Below are 17,968 nucleotides of genomic sequence, written 5' to 3'. Positions count from 1 at the left end.
GCCGCGCCGATCGCGGTCCCGGCCGCCGCATGCGCAGGCTGATCACAAAGGCTGTACGCGACCGAGGCTGCAGTGCTCGATCCGGTGCGTTCCCGCGAGGATCGACCGGCTCCGCCTCGTCTCGGGACGGCGTCAGCCGGTGAACGCCGCAGGAGGCCGGTCGGTCTCGCCCTCCTCGACCGCGTCGAGCAGCCGGTCGACCACGTCCTGCGGCGCCAGACCCGCGCCGAAGCGGGGCGCGTCGCCCGCGAGCGGGTGCCGGGACAGGTCGGTCTCGGTGTGGCCGGGACGCGCGTCGAGCAGGAGGACGCCCGCCCGCTTGTACTCGCGGGCCGAGGCCTTCACGAAGGAGTGCAGTGCCGCCTTCGAGGCGGAGTACGCGGCGAGTCCCGCGGTCGGAGCCTCCGCCACCACGCCGCTGATGGTCAGCGCGAACGGCTCGCGCCCCTCGCCCGCCGACGCGACGAGCGACGGCAGCGCGGCGGTCAGCACCCGGATCGGCGCCAGCGCGTTCACCTCGACGAGCTCCTCCAGAACGGCCGGATCGAGCTCGGCGGAGGGCCCGAAGGCCACGACGCCCGCGGCCACGACGACGCCGTCGAGGCGCCCGTGCCGCTCGAGCACCTCGGCGACCACGCGCCGGGGCTCGTCCTCCCCGCGCAGGTCGGCGACCAGGGGTGCCTCGCCGAGCGCCGCGGAGTCGCGCCCCGAGCGCACCGCGACGGCACCGCGCGCCTCCAGCGAATCGGCCAGGAGGCGGCCGAGGCCGCCCGAGGCTCCGAGGACGAGGACGACGGCACCGTCGAGACGAGTCATGTGGCGAGCCTAGACGGGTGCGCTGTCGCGGATCGGCACTACCGTCCGAGCGACCGGCCCCCTACCGTGAGGCCCATGACACGACTGCAGAGCCGTGCCGTGCTGCACCGCCTGCTCGAGGTCCTCGAGGATCCCGCCCCCGTCACCATCGGCCACGCGCGTCACGTCCGGATGCTCGTCCGCGAGGCTCTGGAGTGGATCGCCGGCCCTCGGGCGCACGAGTCCGGTGCGTGGAGCGGCCCCGCCTCGGGAGAGCTCGCGGCCGCGCTCGCCCCCGAGGATCCCGCCGCCACGGACCCGGGTCTCTGACGCTCCCGCCCTCCTCGTAGACTCGTGCGCCGGAGGAAGGGGGTGTCGATGGACGAGGGTGCGCCCGCGGGCTGGTACCGCGACGAGGCCGATGCGGCCGAGATGCGCTGGTGGGACGGCAGGCGGTTCACCGGAGCGCGCCGCTCCGCGCAGGACAGTGACGCGGTGGTGCGGGACGCACCCGTCACCTCCGCCACGGAGCGCGTCGTCTACCGCCTCCCGAACGCCGACGGCACCCCGAGCGTGGACGCCCTCGCCGAGGCCGAGCGGATCGAGGAGATCGCCGATCTGATCGGCCGCTCGCTCGAGCAGGGCGAGATCGACGAGCGGACCCTCGAGGTCGACCTGATCCCCGAGCCCGACCACCCCACCGGCCTCGACGCCGTCTCGGTCCGGGTCGGCGGCCGCGTCCTCGGCTACCTGCCGAACGCCTCCGCCCACCGGGCCGCTCTCGGCCGGGTCGGGGGGGGTGGAGCGGGCCCCGTCACGACCGCGCGCCTCCGGGTCGAGAACGGCGAGGAGGGCCTGCGGGCCGTCCTCCGCGTCGCCCTTGTCGCCCCCGAGCTGCTCGTGCCGCTCAACGAGCCGCCCGTCGAGCGCCACTCGATCCTCCCCTGGTCGCGGGGCCTGCCGGTCCTGCGCGAGGACGAGCACTTCGCCCGCCTCTCGACGGTCGTTCCGGCGAGCGGCCGCGGCCTGCTGCTGGTGACCCTGCACCCGGCCGGCGACCTCGTCGAGCTCCGTCTCGACGGCGAGCGGGTGGGCGAGCTCTCCCCGACCCTCTCGGCGGATTTCGCCCCGACCCTCCGCCACCTCGCGAGCCTCGGCCTCACCGCCGCCGCCTACGCCTCCCTCCGCGGATCCCCGCTGAAGGTCGAGCTCACGCTGCAGGCCGCGAAGGCCGTGGAGCTGCCCGCCGAGTGGGTCGACGGCCGTCCGGTCACTCTCCCCCGACTCCTCCCGCCGGCCCGGACCTACTCCGTCCCGCCCGCGTACACGCCGCCGCTGCGTCCCACTCCCCGCAGCTCGGAGGCGGTCTCCCGCTCGCTCCGCCGGACCGTCGCCTGGGTGGTCGTCGGCGTCTGCACCCTCGTCGGGCTGTCGAGCTGGCTGATCGGGGACGTGCTGAACTGACGGGCGGAGCGGACGTCCGCGGACGTGACCGGCCTCGTGTCGGACTCCCGGGGTCGGCGATCCCGCACCTCCGTGCAGAAGCGCCCGGCTCGCGGATCCGGGGATCCGAGCGAACCGGGCGCCTCGAGCCGAGCGCGGCCGTCTTACACGTTGAAGCGGAACTCCACGACGTCGCCGTCTTGCATCACGTAGTCCTTGCCCTCGATGCGGGCCTTGCCCTTCGCGCGGGCCTCGGCGATCGAGCCGGTCTCGACGAGGTCGTCGAACGAGATGATCTCGGCCTTGATGAAGCCCTTCTGGAAGTCGGTGTGGATGACACCGGCGGCCTGGGGCGCGGTCCAGCCCTTCCCGATGGTCCAGGCGCGCGTCTCCTTCGGGCCGGCCGTGAGGTACGTCTGCAGGCCCAGGGTGTCGAAGCCGATGGTCGCGAGCTGGTTGAGGCCCGACTCCGTCTGGCCGGTCGACTCGAGCATCTCGGCCGCGTCGGCCTCGTCGAGGTCGATCAGCTCGGACTCGATCTTCGCGTCGAGGAAGATCGCCTCCGCCGGCGCGACCAGGGCCGCGAGCTCGGCCTTCCGGGCGTCGTCGGTCAGCACGGCCTCGTCGACGTTGAAGACGTAGATGAAGGGCTGGGCGGTCAGCAGGCCCAGCTCGCGGATCGGCTCCAGATCGATCGAGGAGGCCGACAGCGGCTTGCCCTGGCCGAGGAACTCGCGCGCCTTCTACGCGGTCTCGACCACGATCGGCGCGATCTACCGCCCCTTGAGCTCCTTCTCGTAGCGGGCCTCGGCCTTCTCGAGGGTCTGGAGATCGGCGAGGACCAGCTCGGTGTTGATCGTCTCCATGTCGCTGGCGGCGTCGACCTTGCCGTCGACGTGGACGACGTCTGAGTCCTCGAAGCCGCGGATGACCTGCGCGATCGCGTCGGCCTCGCGGATGTTCGCGAGGAACTTGTTGCCCAGGCCCTCGCCCTCGGACGCGCCGCGCACGATGCCGGCGATGTCGACGAAGGAGACGGGCGCCGGGAGGATGCGCTCGGAGCCGAAGATCCCGGCGAGCACCTCGAGGCGGGAATCGGGCAGGTTCACCACACCCACGTTCGGCTCGATCGTCGCGAACGGGTAGTTCGCCGCGAGCACCGTGTTCTTGGTCAGTGCGTTGAAGAGCGTCGACTTGCCGACGTTGGGGAGACCGACGATTGCGATAGTGAGAGCCACGGGCATCCATCCTACGGCGTGGCGGCGGAAGGGCCGGGCGGGCGGGGCGCGGAGGAACGGGAGGCGCCCGCCCGCGGCCGGCGGGTGCTCCCGCCCGCTCGGGGCGACGCGCGCGCGACGCTCCCTGCGGCGTCGGAGGTGCGTGAGAGGCTGGAGCGTGCCCATCGACTTCACCGCCATCGACTTCGAGACCGCCAACTCGCATGGGGCCTCCGCCTGCTCCGTCGGGCTCGTGAAGGTCCGCGACGGCCGCGTCGTCGACCGCGCCGGCTGGCTCATCCGCCCGCCGCTGGGGTACGACGACTTCCTCGAATGGAACACGCGGATCCACGGCATCCGCAAGCACGACGTGCACGCCGCCGCCTCCTGGGTCGACCAGTTCGCCGACCTGGCGGCCTTCGCCGGCGAGGACGTGTTCGTCGCGCACAACGCCGGCTTCGACATGGGCGTCATCCGCGCGGCCTGCGCGGCGACCTCCCTCGAGCACCCCGAGTACGACTACCTCTGCTCGCTGCAGCTCGCCCGCAAGACGTACGAGCTCGACTCCTACCGCCTCCCCGTCGTCGCCATGGCCGCGGGCTTCGAGGACTTCCGCCACCACGACGCGTCGGCCGATGCCGAGGCGTGCGCCGCGATCGTCGTGCACGCGGCCCGGCGGCACGGCGCCGCGAGCATGGCCGAGCTCGGCGAGCTGGCCGGCGTCTCCGTGAAGCGCCTGCGCCCGAAGGCTCCCGCCGCCGCCTGACGTCCGTCATGCCGAGTCTGCTCGAGACGATCGGCTCAGCCGCGGGGGTCGCCGAACCAGGTGCTGAAGATGCGCCAGAAGTTCCGGTTCCCGTAGGCCGAGCAGTCGTCGCCCTCGCCGTAGAGGTTCGCGAGCGCCGCCGCGTTCGGCTGGTACGGCGTGTAGTAGTAGAGACCCGCCGTGGCCGCGTTGGCGATCGTCACCGGGGCGGTGCCGCAGGACTCGTCCGGGGAGTAGCGGACGTCGCTGGCCGCGCCGACCGGGTACCAGTCGAAGCTCGAGTCCGGATTCCGGTAGCGCTGGAACTGCCACGCCGCTCCGTACACCTGCGCGGCGAAGCCGTAGGAGTCCGTGTCGCAGTCCGCGGTGTCCGGGCAGCCGTAGCCCGTGGCGCTGCGGAACTGCCGCTCGCTCGGCTCCGGATCGGTCACGAGCGACTGCTCCTTCTGCAGCAGCACCAGGAGGACGGCCGGATTCACGTCGCACGCGCCGGCGACCGAGGTGATGATCTCCGCGGCCGGGACGTCGCGTCCGGCGGGCAGCGCGTCGCACTGCTCGTCGGCCGTGATCGCCGCGGTGTCCTCGGCGTAGTCCCGCAGGCACGGCACCGGCCCGCCCGCGCAGTCGGGGACGCGGGCGTCGAGGAACGCCTGCACCGTGAGCGGTCCGAGCCCGTCGCCGTCGAAGAAGACCTCGTCGGAGATCAGGTCGCCCGGGTCGAAGTCGGCCGCGACGGGGCCCGGCTGGAGGAAGGTCCACAGCCGGACGGTCTGCGGCTCGGACGGCACCGCGGCGAGGCGCGTGCCGTCGACGGAGCCTCCCAGCAGGAGCGCCACCAGCGCCGCGACGACGACGACCGCACCGCCCCGCCGGCGTCGGAGGCCGGTCGGGGACGGTGCGGTCGGGGTCATCCCTCCACGCTAGTGGCGGGGTCGCGGGCGATCAGCCGCAGGGGGTGAGCCGCGCGACGTCCTCCGAGAGGGTGGTGGGACCGCCGAGGAGGACGACCCGCTGAGCTCCCGACTTCGCGATGTCGGTCAGGACGGCGCGGGGCACGCAGTTCGTCGGCACGGCGAACAGCGGGCTGTTCGAGTAGCCCGCCGCCGTGGCTCCGGCGAGGGCGTCGGGGAAATTCTCGCCCGTCGCCAGGAACACGGTCTTGGCCCTCGAGAAGGCGGCCCGGTTCAGCTGCTCCGAGGTGTCGTAGCGGTCGACTCCGCCGATGCGGGTGATCGTCGGCACCGGAAGCGAGTTCTTGATCCCCTCGCTCACCGACAGGGGACTGCCCGCGATGGTGAGGTTCTGCACCTTGAGCTTCGAGAGGATGCCCTTCGTCACGGCGTCGGCCGTGCTGCCGGTGCCGTTCACGAGGACGACGGGAGCGTTCACCGAGCCGGCTGCGGCGCTCGCGCCGAGCGCGTCGGGGAACTTCTCGCCCGTGGCGAGCCAGGCGCGCGACGAGCCGCTCGGGAACGCGCTCTGGATGATGAGCCTGGACGTGTCGTAGCGGTCCTTCCCTCCGATGCGGTCCACCGCCGGCGAGTAGGACCTCAGCTGGTTCAGCAGGCCGTCGCCGACGCTCAGTGGGGAGCCGACCACGACGATCCTCGCCGGCTTGAGCCGGCTGAGCTCGTCGCGAACGGGCTGCGACATCGAGTCGCGGTCGACCAGGAGCAGCGGACCCTTCTGCTTGGCCGCGACCGGGGCGGCGCTCAGCGCGTCGGGGAAGTTCGCGCCGGTCGCGATGTAGACGACGGGGACGTTCGGGCCGAAGACGGCCTTCGAGATCGCGACGGCGGTGCCCTGGCGGTCGGTGCCGGCCAGACGCAAGACGTCGATCCCGGCCGACGTGCTCACGGACGAGCAGCCGAGATCCTTCCGGCCGGGGCCCCGGGAGTCGCCCGTGCCGACCCAGCGGTTCCAGTCGACGGAGTCGGCGGAGACGCAGACCTGGTAGGTGCCGGGTGCCGAGACGGGCGTGGTGGCGCCGAAGCCGTGGGCGCGGCCGGCGACGGAGTACTCGCCCGGGATGTCGCCGCGGTCGCCGTTCGCGGTCTGCGTGCGGACCGTGCGGGTGCCGTCGGGGCCGGTCACCGTGACCGTCGTGGTCAGCGCGGCCTGCTGCGTCGTCGGGTCGACGGCCCAGCCGGACACGCTCAGCGTGCTGCCCGAGATGCGCGGGGCGTCGACGCGTCCCGCGGGGGCGATCCCGGCGTTGGCCAGGGTGCCGTTCGGGTTCCAGTCGCTGAAGAGGTACCAGAAGTTGATGTTGCCGTAGGTCGCGCAGGCCGCGTTGCCGGAGCCGGTGAGCGCGTAGTCGTTGGGCTGGTACGGCGTGTAGTAGTAGAGGTCGGCCGTGGCCTGGTTGCGGATGGTGACCGGCGAGGAGCCGCACGCGGTGCTCGGGTAGTAGGCGACGTTCGGCGTCGTGCCCGGAGCGTAGGTGGTGAAGTTCGAGCCGGAGCCGGGCGGGTTGGCGTAGCGCTTGAACTGGCGGGCCGCGCTGTAGACCTGCGTGAAGAAGCCCGCCGAGCCGGGGTCGCACGCCGCGGTGTCCGGGCAGTTGTAGCCGGTCGCCTTGGCGTAGTCCTCGGGGCTCGGCGTCGTGTCGGTGACGAGGCTCCGCTCCTTCTGCACGAGCACGACCAGGGCGAGCGGGTTGATGCCGCAGGCCAGGCCGACGCGCGTGAAGATCGAGGCCGACGACTCGCTGCCGGAGCCCTGGTAGGCGCCGCACATCGCGTCCGCCGCCTTGGACGGCGTCGCCTGCGAGAAGTTCTTGAGGCAGGGGGCGGTGCCGGCGGTGGAGCACCGGCTGCCCTTCTCGTTCAGGAGCGACTGCACCTGACCGGTGCTCAGCGCGTCGCCGTCGAAGAACTGGGCGTCGCTGACGATGAAGCCGGCGCGGAAGCTCTTCGTCTCCTCGGCGCTGTACTGCGTCGACTGGTCCGGGACGCCGAGGTCGGCGCGGTCGAGGGACGCGTCGAGAGCGCCGGTCTCGACCGAGACGGTCGACGGCGCGTCCTCGGCGGCCGAGGCGGAGGTGATCGGGACGAGGGCGGTGCCGAGCCCGACGGCGAGAGCGAGCGCGACCGTGAGCAGGCGCGATGAGCGGTGGTGATTCCCCATGATCGCGAAGTCTACGAGGCGGTCGCAGGGCGTCCTGGCCCTCGTTCGGTGGTCGTGGCGCGTCGATCGATCGATGTCGGAAGTGCGTGGTGTCATCGGCGGCATGGATCTCTCCTTCGCCCTCGGCCTGGTGGTCGGCGCGCTCCTCGCGGGAGTCGTGGCCGTCCTCCTCGCCCGCTCCCGCACGCCCGACGCCGCCCTCGCCCTCGACCTCGCGACAGCCCGCGCCCGCGCTGAGGGCCTGGAGGAGCGGCACGAGGCCGTCGTCGAGCAGCACCGCGAGCACCTCGGCTCCGCCCGCGACCAGATCCGCGAGCTCCAGGAGCAGCTGCGCGTCGTCGCCGAGCGCGAGCGGCACGACGCGCGCATCCTGCAGACCCTCTCCCCCGTCGCCGAGAGCCTGCGCGGCATGCAGGAGGCGGTCGGCCGGCTCGAACGCGAGCGCGCCGCCCAGTTCGGGGCGATCACCGAGCAGCTCGAGGGGCAGCGGGCGGCGGGCGAGCAGCTGCGCTCGACGACCGAGACCCTCGCGGCCGCGCTCCGCTCCACCACGAGCCGCGGCGCCTGGGGCGAGACGCAGCTGCGGAACGTCGTCGAGGCCGCCGGGCTCACCCAGCGGGTCGACTTCGACGTGGAGTTCGGCCTCGAGGGCGAGGCGGGCCGCGGCCGCGCCGACATGGTGGTCCGCCTGCCCGGCGGCAAGGCGATCGCGGTGGACGCCAAAGTGCCGTTCGACGCGTACCTGGAGGCGAGCGCGATCCCCGCGGGCGCCGGCGGAGAGGAGGAGGCGCGGCGTGCGGGGCTCCTGCGCGCGCACGTCCGCGCCCTCCGCGGCCACGTGGACGCGCTGGCCGCCCGCTCCTACTGGACCGGCCTCCCGGCGAGCCCCGAGTTCGTCATCGCGTTCGTGCCGAGCGAGCCGCTGCTCGCGAGCGCGCTCGACGCCGACCCGAGCCTGCTCGAGTACGCGTTCCGCAAGCGCGTCGCCCTCGCCTCGCCGGTGACCCGGTGGTCGGTGCTGAAGACCGTCGCCTACACCTGGCAGCAGGACGTGCTCACCGACGACGCCAAGCGCCTGCTCGACCTCGGCAAGACGCTCTACGCCCGTCTCGGCACCCTCGCCGACCACGCCGAGGGCCTGCGCCGCTCGCTCGAGAAGACGGTCGACTCCTACAACGCCTTCGCCGGCTCGCTCGAGAGCCGCGTGCTGGTCACCGCGCGCCAGTTCGACTCCCTCGACGAGTCGCGCGTCATCGCCCCGGTCGGAGGAGTCGCCTCCTCGCCGCGCCGCCTCACCGCCGTCGAGCTGCTCGCCGCGGAGGACGAGTCCGAGCGGAGCGCGTAGGGCCCCGGGTCCCCGCTGAGCGAGCATCGGGCGTGCAGGCCGCGCGCGAGCGGCGCCGTCCATCCGGCTCGACACCCGGACGACCGCAGCTCGCGCCGGCGCTCCGCCTCCGCGGCTCGGCGGAGGAGCGCCCGCGAGGCGTCTCGAGACCCGCCGCGGCCCCGCCCGCTCGCCTCGGTGACCGAGGCCGGTGTCCTTCCGCGTCCTGCACGCCGAGACGCCGCCGCACTCGACGAGTGCGCCGTCAGCGGTGCGGCGCCTCGGCAGCAGTGCGGCGTCTCTGAGAGAGCGTGACGGCCTAGACCCACTTCTCCGCGAGGTGCTGGGCGGTCACGCGGCGGATGGTGCCCGAGCGGGAGCGCAGCACGATGGACTCCGTCGTGATGACGTGGCCCTCCTTGCGCACGCCCTTCACGAGTCCGCCGTTCGTCACTCCGGTCGCGACGAAGTAGGTGTTGTCGCTGGGGACGAGGTCGTTGGGGTGGAGCACGCGGTCGAGGTCGTGCCCGGCGTCGATGGCACGCTGGCGCTCGTCGTCGTCCTTCGGGCGGAGGATGCCCTGGATGACTCCCCCGAGCGCGCGGATGGCGCAGGCCGTGATGATGCCCTCGGGCGTGCCTCCGGTGCCGACGCACATGTCGAGTCGGGAGTCGTGGCGAGCGGCGTTGATGCCGCCCGCGACGTCGCCGTCGAGCAGGAGGCGCGTGCCGGCTCCGGCCGCGCGGATGTCCTCGATCAGCTGAGCGTGGCGCGGGCGGTCCAGCACCGCGATGCGCATCTCCTCGACGGGCTTGCGCTTGGCGCGGGCCAGGGCGCGGATGTTCTCGCCGATCGGGCGCTGGATGTCGATGATCCCGACGCCCTCGGGCCCGGTGACGATCTTCTCCATGTAGAACACGGCGGAGGGGTCGAACATCGCGCCGCGGTCGGCGACGGCGATCATCGAGAGCGCGTTCTGGCGCCCGGCGGCGGTCAGCGAGGTGCCGTCGATCGGGTCGACGGCGATGTCGGCGGCGGGCCCCGAGCCGTTGCCGACGTGCTCGCCGTTGAAGAGCATGGGCGCGTTGTCCTTCTCGCCCTCGCCGATCACGACGACTCCGTCGAAGTTCACGGTCCCGAGGAAGGTGCGCATGGCATCGACCGCTGCGCCGTCGGCGGCGTTCTTGTCGCCCTTGCCGATGAAGGGCACGGCGCGGATCGCGGCGGCCTCGGTGGCGCGGACGAGCTCCATGCCGAGGTTGCGGTCGGGGTGGAGGTAGAGCGAGGCGTTGTCGGTCACAGAGCGGAGTCCTTCGTCGTCGAGTTCGTGCACGTCGTCGCAGGACCCGCGGAGCGGATCCCCATCCCTGCCCGAAGCCTAGTCCAGGGCCCTCCACGGGCGGAGGGACCGCGGAGGGGCGCCTCGCTAGACTCGTCCGCGACGCGGGCCTCGCCCGACCCCCCTTCGTTCATCCGTCAAAGGAGATGCCATGCCCGTCGCTACCCCGGACCAGTACGCAGAGATGCTCGACAAGGCGAAGGCGGGCGGCTTCGCCTACCCGGCGTTCAACGTCTCGTCGTCGCAGACGATCAACGCGGTCCTCCAGGGCCTCACCGAGGCGGGCTCGGACGGCATCATCCAGGTCACCACCGGAGGCGCGGACTACTTCGCCGGCCACACCGTGAAGAACCGCGCGGCCGGCGCGATCGCCTTCGCGAGGTTCGCGACCGAGGTCGCCAAGAACTACCCGGTCACGGTCGCGCTCCACACCGACCACTGCCCGCAGAACGCGCTCGAGGGCTTCGTCTACCCGCTGATCGCCGCCTCCGAGGAGGAGGTCAAGGCCGGTCGCGAGCCGCTCTTCCAGTCGCACATGTGGGACGGCTCCGCGATCCCGCTCGACGAGAACCTCGCCATCGCGAAGGAGATCCTCCCGCGCGTCAAGAACATCAACGCCATCCTCGAGGTCGAGATCGGCGTCGTCGGCGGCGAGGAGGACGGCGTCTCGCACGACATCAACGAGCACCTCTACACCACGCTCGACGACGCGATCGCGACCGTCGAGGCCCTCGGCTTCGGCGAGCAGGGCCGCTACATGGCCGCCCTCACCTTCGGCAACGTCCACGGCGTCTACAAGCCGGGCAACGTCCGCCTGCGCCCGGAGCTGCTCCGCGAGATCCAGGACGGCCTGCAGGCGAAGTACGGCACCGGCGCGCTCCCCCTCGACCTCGTCTTCCACGGCGGCTCGGGCTCGACCGACGAGGAGATCGCCGAGGCGGTCCGCAACGGCGTCGTCAAGATGAACATCGACACCGACACGCAGTACGCGTTCAGCCGCTCCGTCGCGGACACCGTGCTGAAGAACTACGACGGCTTCCTCAAGGTCGACGGCGAGGTCGGCAACAAGAAGGTCTACGACCCGCGCTCGTGGGGCAAGATCGCCGAGACCGCGATGGCCGCGCGCGTCGCCGAGGCGACCCGTCAGCTCGGCTCGGCCGGGAACTCCGGGAAGTAGGGCACCGCTCCGTGACGAACGCACACGATCAGCCGGGCGACAGGCGTCCGGAGCCGCAGTACGGCGAGTACGCGCCGCCCGGCTGGTCGTGGCAGCCGCCGGAGGACGCCGTGGTCGTCCCCGACCCGCGGGGGTCGGAGACCGATCCGAGGCCCGCGACCGCTCCGGCCGCGAAGCCGGTCGCGCATCCCGTCGACCGCCTGCTCACGATCGTGCTGCTCGCGCTCGGCGTGTTCTTCGCCGTGCCGACGCTGCTCGATCCCTCGAGCTTCGCGACGACCCTCCAGGAGCTCTACCGCTCCCAGGGCATCGGCACCTACGCGTCGCCGGAGCTCGCACGGATCCTCGGCGTCGTGGTGGCGCTCGCGCAGTCGCTGATCGTCGCCTTCGCGGTGTGGATCTCGATCCGGCGGCTCCGCGCCGGCAAGCGCGCCGTGCTCGTCCCGATCCTCGGGATCGCGGCGACCGTGCTGCTCTCCCTGATCGTCGCGGCGATCGCCATCCTGGGCGACCCGACGTTCGCGGAGTACGTCACGCGCATGTCGGGCTCGCAGGGCGGCGCCGGCACCGACGTCTAGCGTCGATCCCCGTTCCACCGCACACGGAAGAGGCCGCCGCTCCCGAGGGAGGGCGGCCTCTTCCGTGTCCGGGCCGGAACGCTCTAGGCGCCCGCTCCCGCGCTGATGCGTCCACCGACGCCGCGGGCGTCGCGCTTGCCGGCGACGTCCTTGCGCAGCTCCTTGGGGAGCGAGAACATCAGGTCCTCCTCCGCCGTCTTGACCTCCTCGACATCGCCGTACCCGGCGGCGGCGAGGTCGTCGAGGACCTCCTGCACGAGCACCTCGGGCACCGAGGCGCCGCTGGTGACGCCGACGGTGCGGATGCCCTCGAGCCACTCCTGCTTGATCTCGCTCGCGTAGTCGACCCGGTAGGCGGCCTTCGCGCCGTACTCGAGGGCGACCTCGACGAGGCGCACGGAGTTGGAGGAGTTCGCGGAGCCGACGACGATGACCAGCTCGGCGCCCGCGGCGACCTTCTTGATCGCGACCTGGCGGTTCTGCGTGGCGTAGCAGATGTCGTCGCTCGGCGGGTCCTGCAGGTTGGGGAAGCGCTCGCGGAGACGGCGCACCGTCTCCATCGTCTCGTCGACCGAGAGCGTCGTCTGCGAGAGCCAGACGACCTTGTCCGGGTCCTTCACGACGATGTTCGGCACGTCGTCGGGGCTGCCGACGAGGGTGACGTGATCGGGAGCCTCGCCCGCGGTGCCCTCGACCTCTTCGTGGCCCTCGTGGCCGATGAGGAGGATCTCGAAGTCGTCGCGCGCGAAGCGGACGGCCTCGCGGTGCACCTTCGTCACCAGGGGGCAGGTCGCGTCGATCGCCTGGAGATTGCGGTCTGCCGCGCCCTGGACGACCGCCGGTGAGACGCCGTGCGCGCTGAAGACGATGTGCGATCCCTCGGGCACCTCGTCGACCTCGTCGACGAAGATGGCGCCCTGGCTCTCGAGCGTGGAGACGACGTGCACGTTGTGCACGATCTGCTTGCGCACGTAGACCGGGGCACCGTAGTGCTCGATGGCCTTCTCGACGGCGACGACCGCGCGGTCGACTCCGGCGCAGTAGCCGCGGGGCGCGGCGAGGAGGACGCGCTTGCGGCCCTCGACTGGGACGTCGCGCAGACGCCCTGTGGCGCGGGGCATGCGCGGCATGGGCAGGCTGATCGGGACTTGGCTCACCCCCTGATTCTACGTGGTGCATCCTGTGCCCGGGCCGTCCCGGTGTCGGACCCGTCCCGTACCGTTGTCGTCGCGGGAGGGCACTCCCGCTCCCCCCCGTCCCTCCGAGCAGAGGCAGCGATGACCGACGCCCCACCCACCGCCGACGCACCCTGGCCGGTCGGCCTGCTCGCCAGCAAGATCAAGGGCTGGATCGAGCGCCTCGGGACCGCGTGGGTCGAGGGCGAGATCACCCAGTGGGGCGCGTCCGGCGGCAACGTCTACGGGAAGCTGAAGGACCTGTCCGGAGACGCGACGGTCGGCTTCACCGTCTGGTCGTCGGTGCGGAGCCGCCTCCCGGCCGACCTCAAGCAGGGCGATCGGGTCATCGCGCTGGTGAAGCCCAACTACTGGGTCAAGGGCGGCACGCTCTCGATGCAGGTCTTCGAGATGCGCCACGTCGGCCTGGGCGATCTGCTCGAGAAGCTCGAGCGGCTCCGCCGGCAGCTCGCGTCGGAGGGGCTGTTCGACGCCTCCCGCAAGAAGCCGCTGCCGTTCCTCCCGCACGGCGTGGGCCTCATCACCGGCAAGGACTCGGACGCCGAGAAGGACGTGCTGCGGAACGCGCAGCTGCGCTGGCCGGCCGTGCGCTTCCGGGTGGTCCACTCGGCCGTGCAGGGCGACCGGACGGTCCCGGAGGTGCTCTCGGCCCTGCGGACCCTCGAGGCCGACGACAGCATCGACGTGATCGTGATCGCCCGCGGAGGCGGCGACTTCCAGAACCTGCTCGGCTTCAGCGACGAGGCGCTCGTGCGCGCCGTCGCCGCCTGCTCCACTCCGGTCGTCAGCGCGATCGGCCACGAGGCCGACCGCCCGCTGCTCGACGACGTCGCCGACCTGCGCGCCTCCACTCCCACCGACGCCGCGAAGAGGGTCGTGCCCGACGTCTCCGACGAGCTGCTGCGCGTGCAGCAGGCCCGGCTGCGGATGACCGGCCGCGTGAGCGGGCTCGTCTCGCACGAGATCGACCGGCTCTCGCAGCTGCGCTCGCGGCCGGTGCTCGCCCAGCCGCACGTGCTGGTCGACCGGCACGCCGAGGAGCTGACCCGCTGGGTCGCGCGCGGCGCCGAGCTGGTGGACCGCCGCCTCGAGCGCGCGCACCTCGAGGTCGAGCGCCTGCACGGCCACCTGCGCGCCCTCTCCCCCCAGCACACCCTCGACCGCGGCTACGCGATCGTCCAGAACGCGGCCGGGCACGTCGTCCGGGCACCCGGCGACGCACCGGCCGGCGGCGCACTCGTCCTCACGCTCGCGGAGGGGGCCGTCGGCGCCCGCTCCGAGGGGCCCACCGGCGATCCCGCCGGCCGGTCCTGAGCCCGCCGCGCCACCCGTCCCCCCTCAGCCCCGATCGATAGGATCAGACCCATGCCCGACTCCCCCGACGCCCCGGCGACCGACTCCGACGTCTCGGGATTCTCCTACGAGCAGGCGCGCGACGAGCTCGTCCGCGTCGTGTCCGAGCTCGAGCAGGGCAGCTCCACCCTCGAGCGCTCGCTCGCCCTGTGGGAGCGCGGCGAGGCCCTCGCCGCCCGCTGCGAGGAGTGGCTGATCGGAGCACGCGCCCGGCTGGACGCGGCCCGCTCCGGAGGGGCGGCCGCCGGATGAGCCGCGCGAAGGCCGCGCGGGTCGTCGCCGAGCTCGGGCGCCCGGAGACGGCGGCCGAGACGGCCGCACGCAAGGCCGAGAACTCCCGGCTCTACCGTCAGCGCAAGACGGTCAACAACCTCGTCTTCTCGCTGCTCGCGACCGTCGGCGCCGTAGCGCTCATCGTCCTGCTCGTCCCCCGCGGCGACACCGTGGAGCTCTCCTCGGTCGACGTCCCCCGCGTCGCCGCACAGGTCCAGCTGGGCGAGGAGCAGACGCTCGCCGTGCCCTCCCTGCCCGACGGCTGGAAGGCCAACGCGGCCGAGCTCCGCCGCGAGAACGGCACCGACTACTGGTACGTCGGCCTGATCACCCCGAAGGCGGGCTACATCGGCCTGAGCCAGGGGCTCGACGCGGACGCGGCCTGGGTCGCGACGCAGCTCGACCGCCGGGCGGCGACCGGCGTCGAGACGATCGACGGCCGCGACTGGACCGTCTACGACCACCGCGACTCCGGCGACGACACCGGCAACACGCCCTACGCACTCGAGACGACGGAGGGCTCCAGCACCTACCTCGTCTACGGCACGGCCCCGACGGACGAGATCCGCCTGGTCGTCGACGCCATCACCCCGCAGATCGGCCAGGAGGAGTCCCGATGAGCCTCGGAACCAGCAGCACCGTCCCCCGCGAGTCCCGCCCGCCGGCGTGGGTCTGGAAGGAGATGCTCCGCGGCAACCAGCGCTTCGTCGCCGGCGAGCCCCGCCACCCCCGCCAGGACGTCGAGCGCCGCGCCGAGCTCGCCGCCGCGCAGGCCCCGCTCGCTGCGCTCTTCGGCTGCAGCGACTCCCGCCTCGCGGCCGAGATCATCTTCGACCTGGGGCTCGGCGACCTCTTCGTCGTCCGCAACGCCGGCCAGGTGATCGCGGACTCCATCATCGGCTCGCTGGAGTACGGTGTCGCCGTCCTCGGCGTGAAGGTGCTGCTCGTGCTCGGCCACGACGAGTGCGGAGCGGTCCGGGCGGCGATCCAGTCGCAGGCGCCCGGCGCCGAGCGGCTCCCCCCGCACATCGAGCACCTGATCGAGCCGATCATCCCCGCGGTGCGCCGCCTCGTGGGCGCCCAGCCGGACGGCCGCGTGCTCGTCGACCCGTCGGCGACCGACGCGCTGGCCGTCGGCCGCGAGCACCTGCGCGACACGGTCGCCGAGCTGCTCCAGCGCTCCCCGCTGATCGCCGACGCTGTCGCGACCGGGCGGCTCGCTCTCGTCGGCGCCAACTACCGGCTCTCGGACGGCACCGTGATGTCCGATGTCGTGCTCGGCATCGATCCGCCCGAGCTCAGCCCCTACGTCTCCGAGCTGGAGCGCGACTCCGGCTCGGCCTCCTCCGCCGCCGCTCCGAGCGCGGTGGGATCGGATCCCGCGTGAGCGGCTCCGGACAGCACAGCACCAACCGATCAGACAAGGACGAACACAGCGTGGTGGATCACTCCCCGACCGACGACTCCGGCGACTTCCGCATCGAGCACGACACGATGGGCGAGGTGCGGGTCCCCCGCGACGCCCTCTACGCCGCGCAGACCCAGCGGGCGGTCGAGAACTTCCCGATCTCCGGTGCGGGCCTCGAGCCTGCCCAGATCGCGGCCCTCGCCCGCATCAAGAAGGCGGCGGCGCTGGCCAACGCCGAGCTGGGCGTGCTCGACGCCGACATCGCCACGGCGATCGCCGACGCGGCCGACCTCGTCGTCGGGGGCGGCTACGACGCGCACTTCCCGATCGACGTGTACCAGACCGGCTCGGGCACGTCCTCGAACATGAACATGAACGAGGTGCTGGGCTCGCTGGCGACCACGGCCCTCGGCCGCACCTTGCACCCGAACTACCACGTTAACGCCTCGCAGTCCTCCAACGACGTGTTCCCCACCTCGGTCCACGTCGCCGTCACCGGCGCGCTCATCGAGTCGCTGATCCCCTCTCTCGAGCAGCTCGCCGAGTCGCTCGAGGTCAAGGCGGAGCAGTGGGCCGAGGTCGTCAAGGCCGGCCGCACCCACCTGATGGACGCCACCCCCGTCACGCTCGGCCAGGAGTTCGGCGGCTACGCCGCGCAGATCCGCCTCGGCATCGAGCGCGTGCAGTCGGCGCTCCCCCGCGTCGCCGAGGTCCCGCTCGGCGGCACCGCGGTCGGCACCGGGATCAACACCCCCGCCGGCTTCCCGCAGAAGGTCATCGCGCGCCTCGCGGAGGAGACGGGCCTTCCCGTCACCGAGGCCCGCAACCACTTCGAGGCCCAGGGCGCGCGGGACTCGCTGGTCGAGGCCTCCGGAGCGCTGCGCGTGCTCGCGGTGAGCCTGACCAAGATCAACAACGACCTCCGCTGGATGGGCTCCGGCCCCAACACCGGCCTCGGAGAGCTGCGGATCCCCGACCTCCAGCCCGGATCCTCGATCATGCCCGGCAAGGTGAACCCGGTGATCCCGGAGGCCGTCCTCATGGTCTGCGCGCGCGTGATCGGCAACGACGCCACCATCGCCTGGGCAGGCGCCTCGGGTGCCTTCGAGCTCAACGTCGCGATCCCCGTCATGGGGACGGCGCTGCTGGAGTCGATCCGCCTGCTCGCGAACTCCGCCGTGCGGCTCGCCGACAAGACCGTCGACGGCCTCGAGGCCGACGTCGAGCACGCCCGCGCCCTCGCCGAGTCCTCCCCCTCGATCGTCACCCCGCTCAACAAGGTGATCGGCTACGAGGCCGCCGCCAAGGTCGCGAAGAACTCGGTCGCCAAGGGGATCACCGTCCGCGAGTCGGTCGTGGACCTCGGCTTCGTCGAGCGCGGCGAGGTGACGGAGGAGCAGCTCGACAGCGCCCTCGACGTCATGTCGATGACCCACCCCGGCTGAGCCCGGCCCTCCGACGGCCCGTCCCTGCGCTCGGCGCGGAGGCGGGCCGTCAGAGCACCAGCCAGAACCCCGTGAGCAGGAACGGTCCGAACGCGACCCGTCCGCGGACGCGCAGCACGAGCACCCACAGCCCTGCCACCGCGAAGCCGACAGCGGGCGCGGCGACGACCTGCTCGGGTCCGAGAGCCGCGAGCGGCGGTGCGAGGGCCGCCTGGAGCTTCACGTCGCCGAGGCCCAGCCCGCCCGCCGCATGCAGCACGCCCAGGCACAGCACCGTCGCGAGCACGGCGTCAAGCGTCGCCTCAGTGGGCGCAAAGACGGCTCCGACCACCAGCAGCGGGAGCGTAACATCGTTCGGGAGCCTGTGCCCTCGCACGTCTGCAAGCACCAGCGGCACGCTCACGATCGCCACCGGGACGAGGCCGGGCGCCCGACCGAGGTGCGGGGCCCCGATCAGGAGGAGCACCAGGGCGCCGAGGAGCAGGGCGGCCCGGTCGAGCAGAGATCCGCGGAGCATCCGCCGAG

General features: G+C 72.6%; 17 protein-coding genes and 1 pseudogene. 11 read left to right on the top strand and 7 right to left on the bottom strand.

Annotated features, from left to right (window positions below):
- Nucleotides 1–132: 132 nt before the first annotated feature.
- On the bottom strand, nucleotides 133–816 hold the full coding sequence (locus tag C5C33_RS01100) for an SDR family oxidoreductase (protein WP_104260184.1): 684 nt from the start codon (nucleotides 814–816) through the stop codon (nucleotides 133–135).
- Between the two features lie 75 nt (nucleotides 817–891).
- Between C5C33_RS01100 and C5C33_RS01095 the strand changes: the two genes are divergently transcribed.
- Together C5C33_RS01095 and C5C33_RS01090 are read left to right on the top strand one after the other, a co-directional pair.
- On the top strand, nucleotides 892–1,125 hold the full coding sequence (locus tag C5C33_RS01095) for a hypothetical protein (protein WP_104325343.1): 234 nt from the start codon (nucleotides 892–894) through the stop codon (nucleotides 1,123–1,125).
- Between the two features lie 48 nt (nucleotides 1,126–1,173).
- Nucleotides 1,174–2,259, top strand: coding sequence for a DUF2510 domain-containing protein (locus tag C5C33_RS01090; RefSeq protein WP_104260183.1), 1,086 nt, complete (start codon nucleotides 1,174–1,176; stop codon nucleotides 2,257–2,259).
- Between the two features lie 143 nt (nucleotides 2,260–2,402).
- Here the strand turns inward: C5C33_RS01090 and ychF are convergent.
- Nucleotides 2,403–3,476, bottom strand: a pseudogene (gene ychF, locus C5C33_RS01085) (redox-regulated ATPase YchF).
- Nucleotides 3,477–3,633: 157 nt separating this feature from the next.
- Here ychF and C5C33_RS01080 point away from each other — a divergent pair.
- Nucleotides 3,634–4,221 (top strand): exonuclease domain-containing protein, encoded by a 588-nt coding sequence (locus tag C5C33_RS01080; protein WP_104260182.1) that lies wholly within the window; start codon nucleotides 3,634–3,636, stop codon nucleotides 4,219–4,221.
- 35 nt (nucleotides 4,222–4,256) lie between these two features.
- Here C5C33_RS01080 and C5C33_RS01075 read toward each other — a convergent pair whose 3' ends face one another.
- Complete coding sequence (locus C5C33_RS01075; protein WP_104260143.1) at nucleotides 4,257–5,132, bottom strand: hemagglutinin; 876 nt, start codon at nucleotides 5,130–5,132, stop codon at nucleotides 4,257–4,259.
- 31 nt (nucleotides 5,133–5,163) lie between these two features.
- Entirely contained in the window at nucleotides 5,164–7,350 is a 2,187-nt protein-coding gene (locus C5C33_RS01070) for a cell wall-binding repeat-containing protein (RefSeq protein ID WP_104260181.1), read from the bottom strand.
- A 103-nt stretch (nucleotides 7,351–7,453) separates the two neighbouring features.
- Between C5C33_RS01070 and C5C33_RS01065 the strand changes: the two genes are divergently transcribed.
- Entirely contained in the window at nucleotides 7,454–8,695 is a 1,242-nt protein-coding gene (locus C5C33_RS01065; RefSeq protein WP_219814926.1) for a DNA recombination protein RmuC, read from the top strand.
- Nucleotides 8,696–8,993: 298 nt separating this feature from the next.
- Here C5C33_RS01065 and glpX read toward each other — a convergent pair whose 3' ends face one another.
- Complete coding sequence (glpX, locus tag C5C33_RS01060; RefSeq protein WP_104260237.1) at nucleotides 8,994–9,926, bottom strand: class II fructose-bisphosphatase; 933 nt, start codon at nucleotides 9,924–9,926, stop codon at nucleotides 8,994–8,996.
- Between the two features lie 238 nt (nucleotides 9,927–10,164).
- Between glpX and fbaA the strand changes: the two genes are divergently transcribed.
- Nucleotides 10,165–11,190: a class II fructose-bisphosphate aldolase gene (fbaA, locus tag C5C33_RS01055; RefSeq protein ID WP_104224414.1), complete on the top strand. Its 1,026-nt coding sequence runs from the start codon at nucleotides 10,165–10,167 to the stop codon at nucleotides 11,188–11,190.
- Nucleotides 11,191–11,201: 11 nt separating this feature from the next.
- On the top strand, nucleotides 11,202–11,768 hold the full coding sequence (locus tag C5C33_RS01050; protein WP_104224415.1) for a DUF6264 family protein: 567 nt from the start codon (nucleotides 11,202–11,204) through the stop codon (nucleotides 11,766–11,768).
- Nucleotides 11,769–11,851: 83 nt separating this feature from the next.
- On the opposite strand, the gene C5C33_RS01045 is transcribed toward C5C33_RS01050, so the two are convergent.
- Nucleotides 11,852–12,898 carry a 4-hydroxy-3-methylbut-2-enyl diphosphate reductase gene (locus C5C33_RS01045; RefSeq protein ID WP_104224416.1) on the bottom strand — a complete coding sequence of 349 codons (1,047 nt, stop codon included), beginning with the start codon at nucleotides 12,896–12,898 and terminating at the stop codon, nucleotides 11,852–11,854.
- A gap of 147 nt (nucleotides 12,899–13,045) precedes the next feature.
- Here C5C33_RS01045 and xseA point away from each other — a divergent pair, with 147 nt between their 5' ends.
- The 5 genes from xseA to C5C33_RS01020 are packed head-to-tail and all read left to right on the top strand — an operon-like array spanning nucleotide 13,046 to nucleotide 17,443.
- Complete coding sequence (gene xseA / locus C5C33_RS01040; protein WP_104260146.1) at nucleotides 13,046–14,278, top strand: exodeoxyribonuclease VII large subunit; 1,233 nt, start codon at nucleotides 13,046–13,048, stop codon at nucleotides 14,276–14,278.
- A 51-nt stretch (nucleotides 14,279–14,329) separates the two neighbouring features.
- Nucleotides 14,330–14,569 carry an exodeoxyribonuclease VII small subunit gene (locus C5C33_RS01035; RefSeq protein ID WP_104224418.1) on the top strand — a complete coding sequence of 80 codons (240 nt, stop codon included), beginning with the start codon at nucleotides 14,330–14,332 and terminating at the stop codon, nucleotides 14,567–14,569.
- Nucleotides 14,566–15,210 carry a DUF4245 domain-containing protein gene (locus tag C5C33_RS01030; protein ID WP_104260147.1) on the top strand — a complete coding sequence of 215 codons (645 nt, stop codon included), beginning with the start codon at nucleotides 14,566–14,568 and terminating at the stop codon, nucleotides 15,208–15,210. Before C5C33_RS01035 ends, C5C33_RS01030 begins: the two co-directional genes overlap by 4 nt.
- Nucleotides 15,207–15,977 (top strand): carbonic anhydrase, encoded by a 771-nt coding sequence (locus C5C33_RS01025; protein ID WP_208543312.1) that lies wholly within the window; start codon nucleotides 15,207–15,209, stop codon nucleotides 15,975–15,977. Before C5C33_RS01030 ends, C5C33_RS01025 begins: the two co-directional genes overlap by 4 nt.
- A gap of 50 nt (nucleotides 15,978–16,027) precedes the next feature.
- Nucleotides 16,028–17,443, top strand: a complete 1,416-nt coding sequence (locus C5C33_RS01020) for an aspartate ammonia-lyase (protein ID WP_104260179.1) — start codon at nucleotides 16,028–16,030, stop codon at nucleotides 17,441–17,443.
- Nucleotides 17,444–17,492: 49 nt separating this feature from the next.
- On the opposite strand, the gene C5C33_RS01015 is transcribed toward C5C33_RS01020, so the two are convergent.
- A complete protein-coding gene (locus C5C33_RS01015; protein ID WP_104260178.1) occupies nucleotides 17,493–17,960 on the bottom strand; it encodes a prepilin peptidase in 468 nt (155 codons plus the stop codon).
- Between the last annotated feature and the right edge of the window lie 8 nt (nucleotides 17,961–17,968).

It is taken from the genome of Rathayibacter sp. AY1H3 (assembly GCF_002932015.1).
This window is presented reverse-complemented; position numbering and strand designations above follow the sequence as displayed.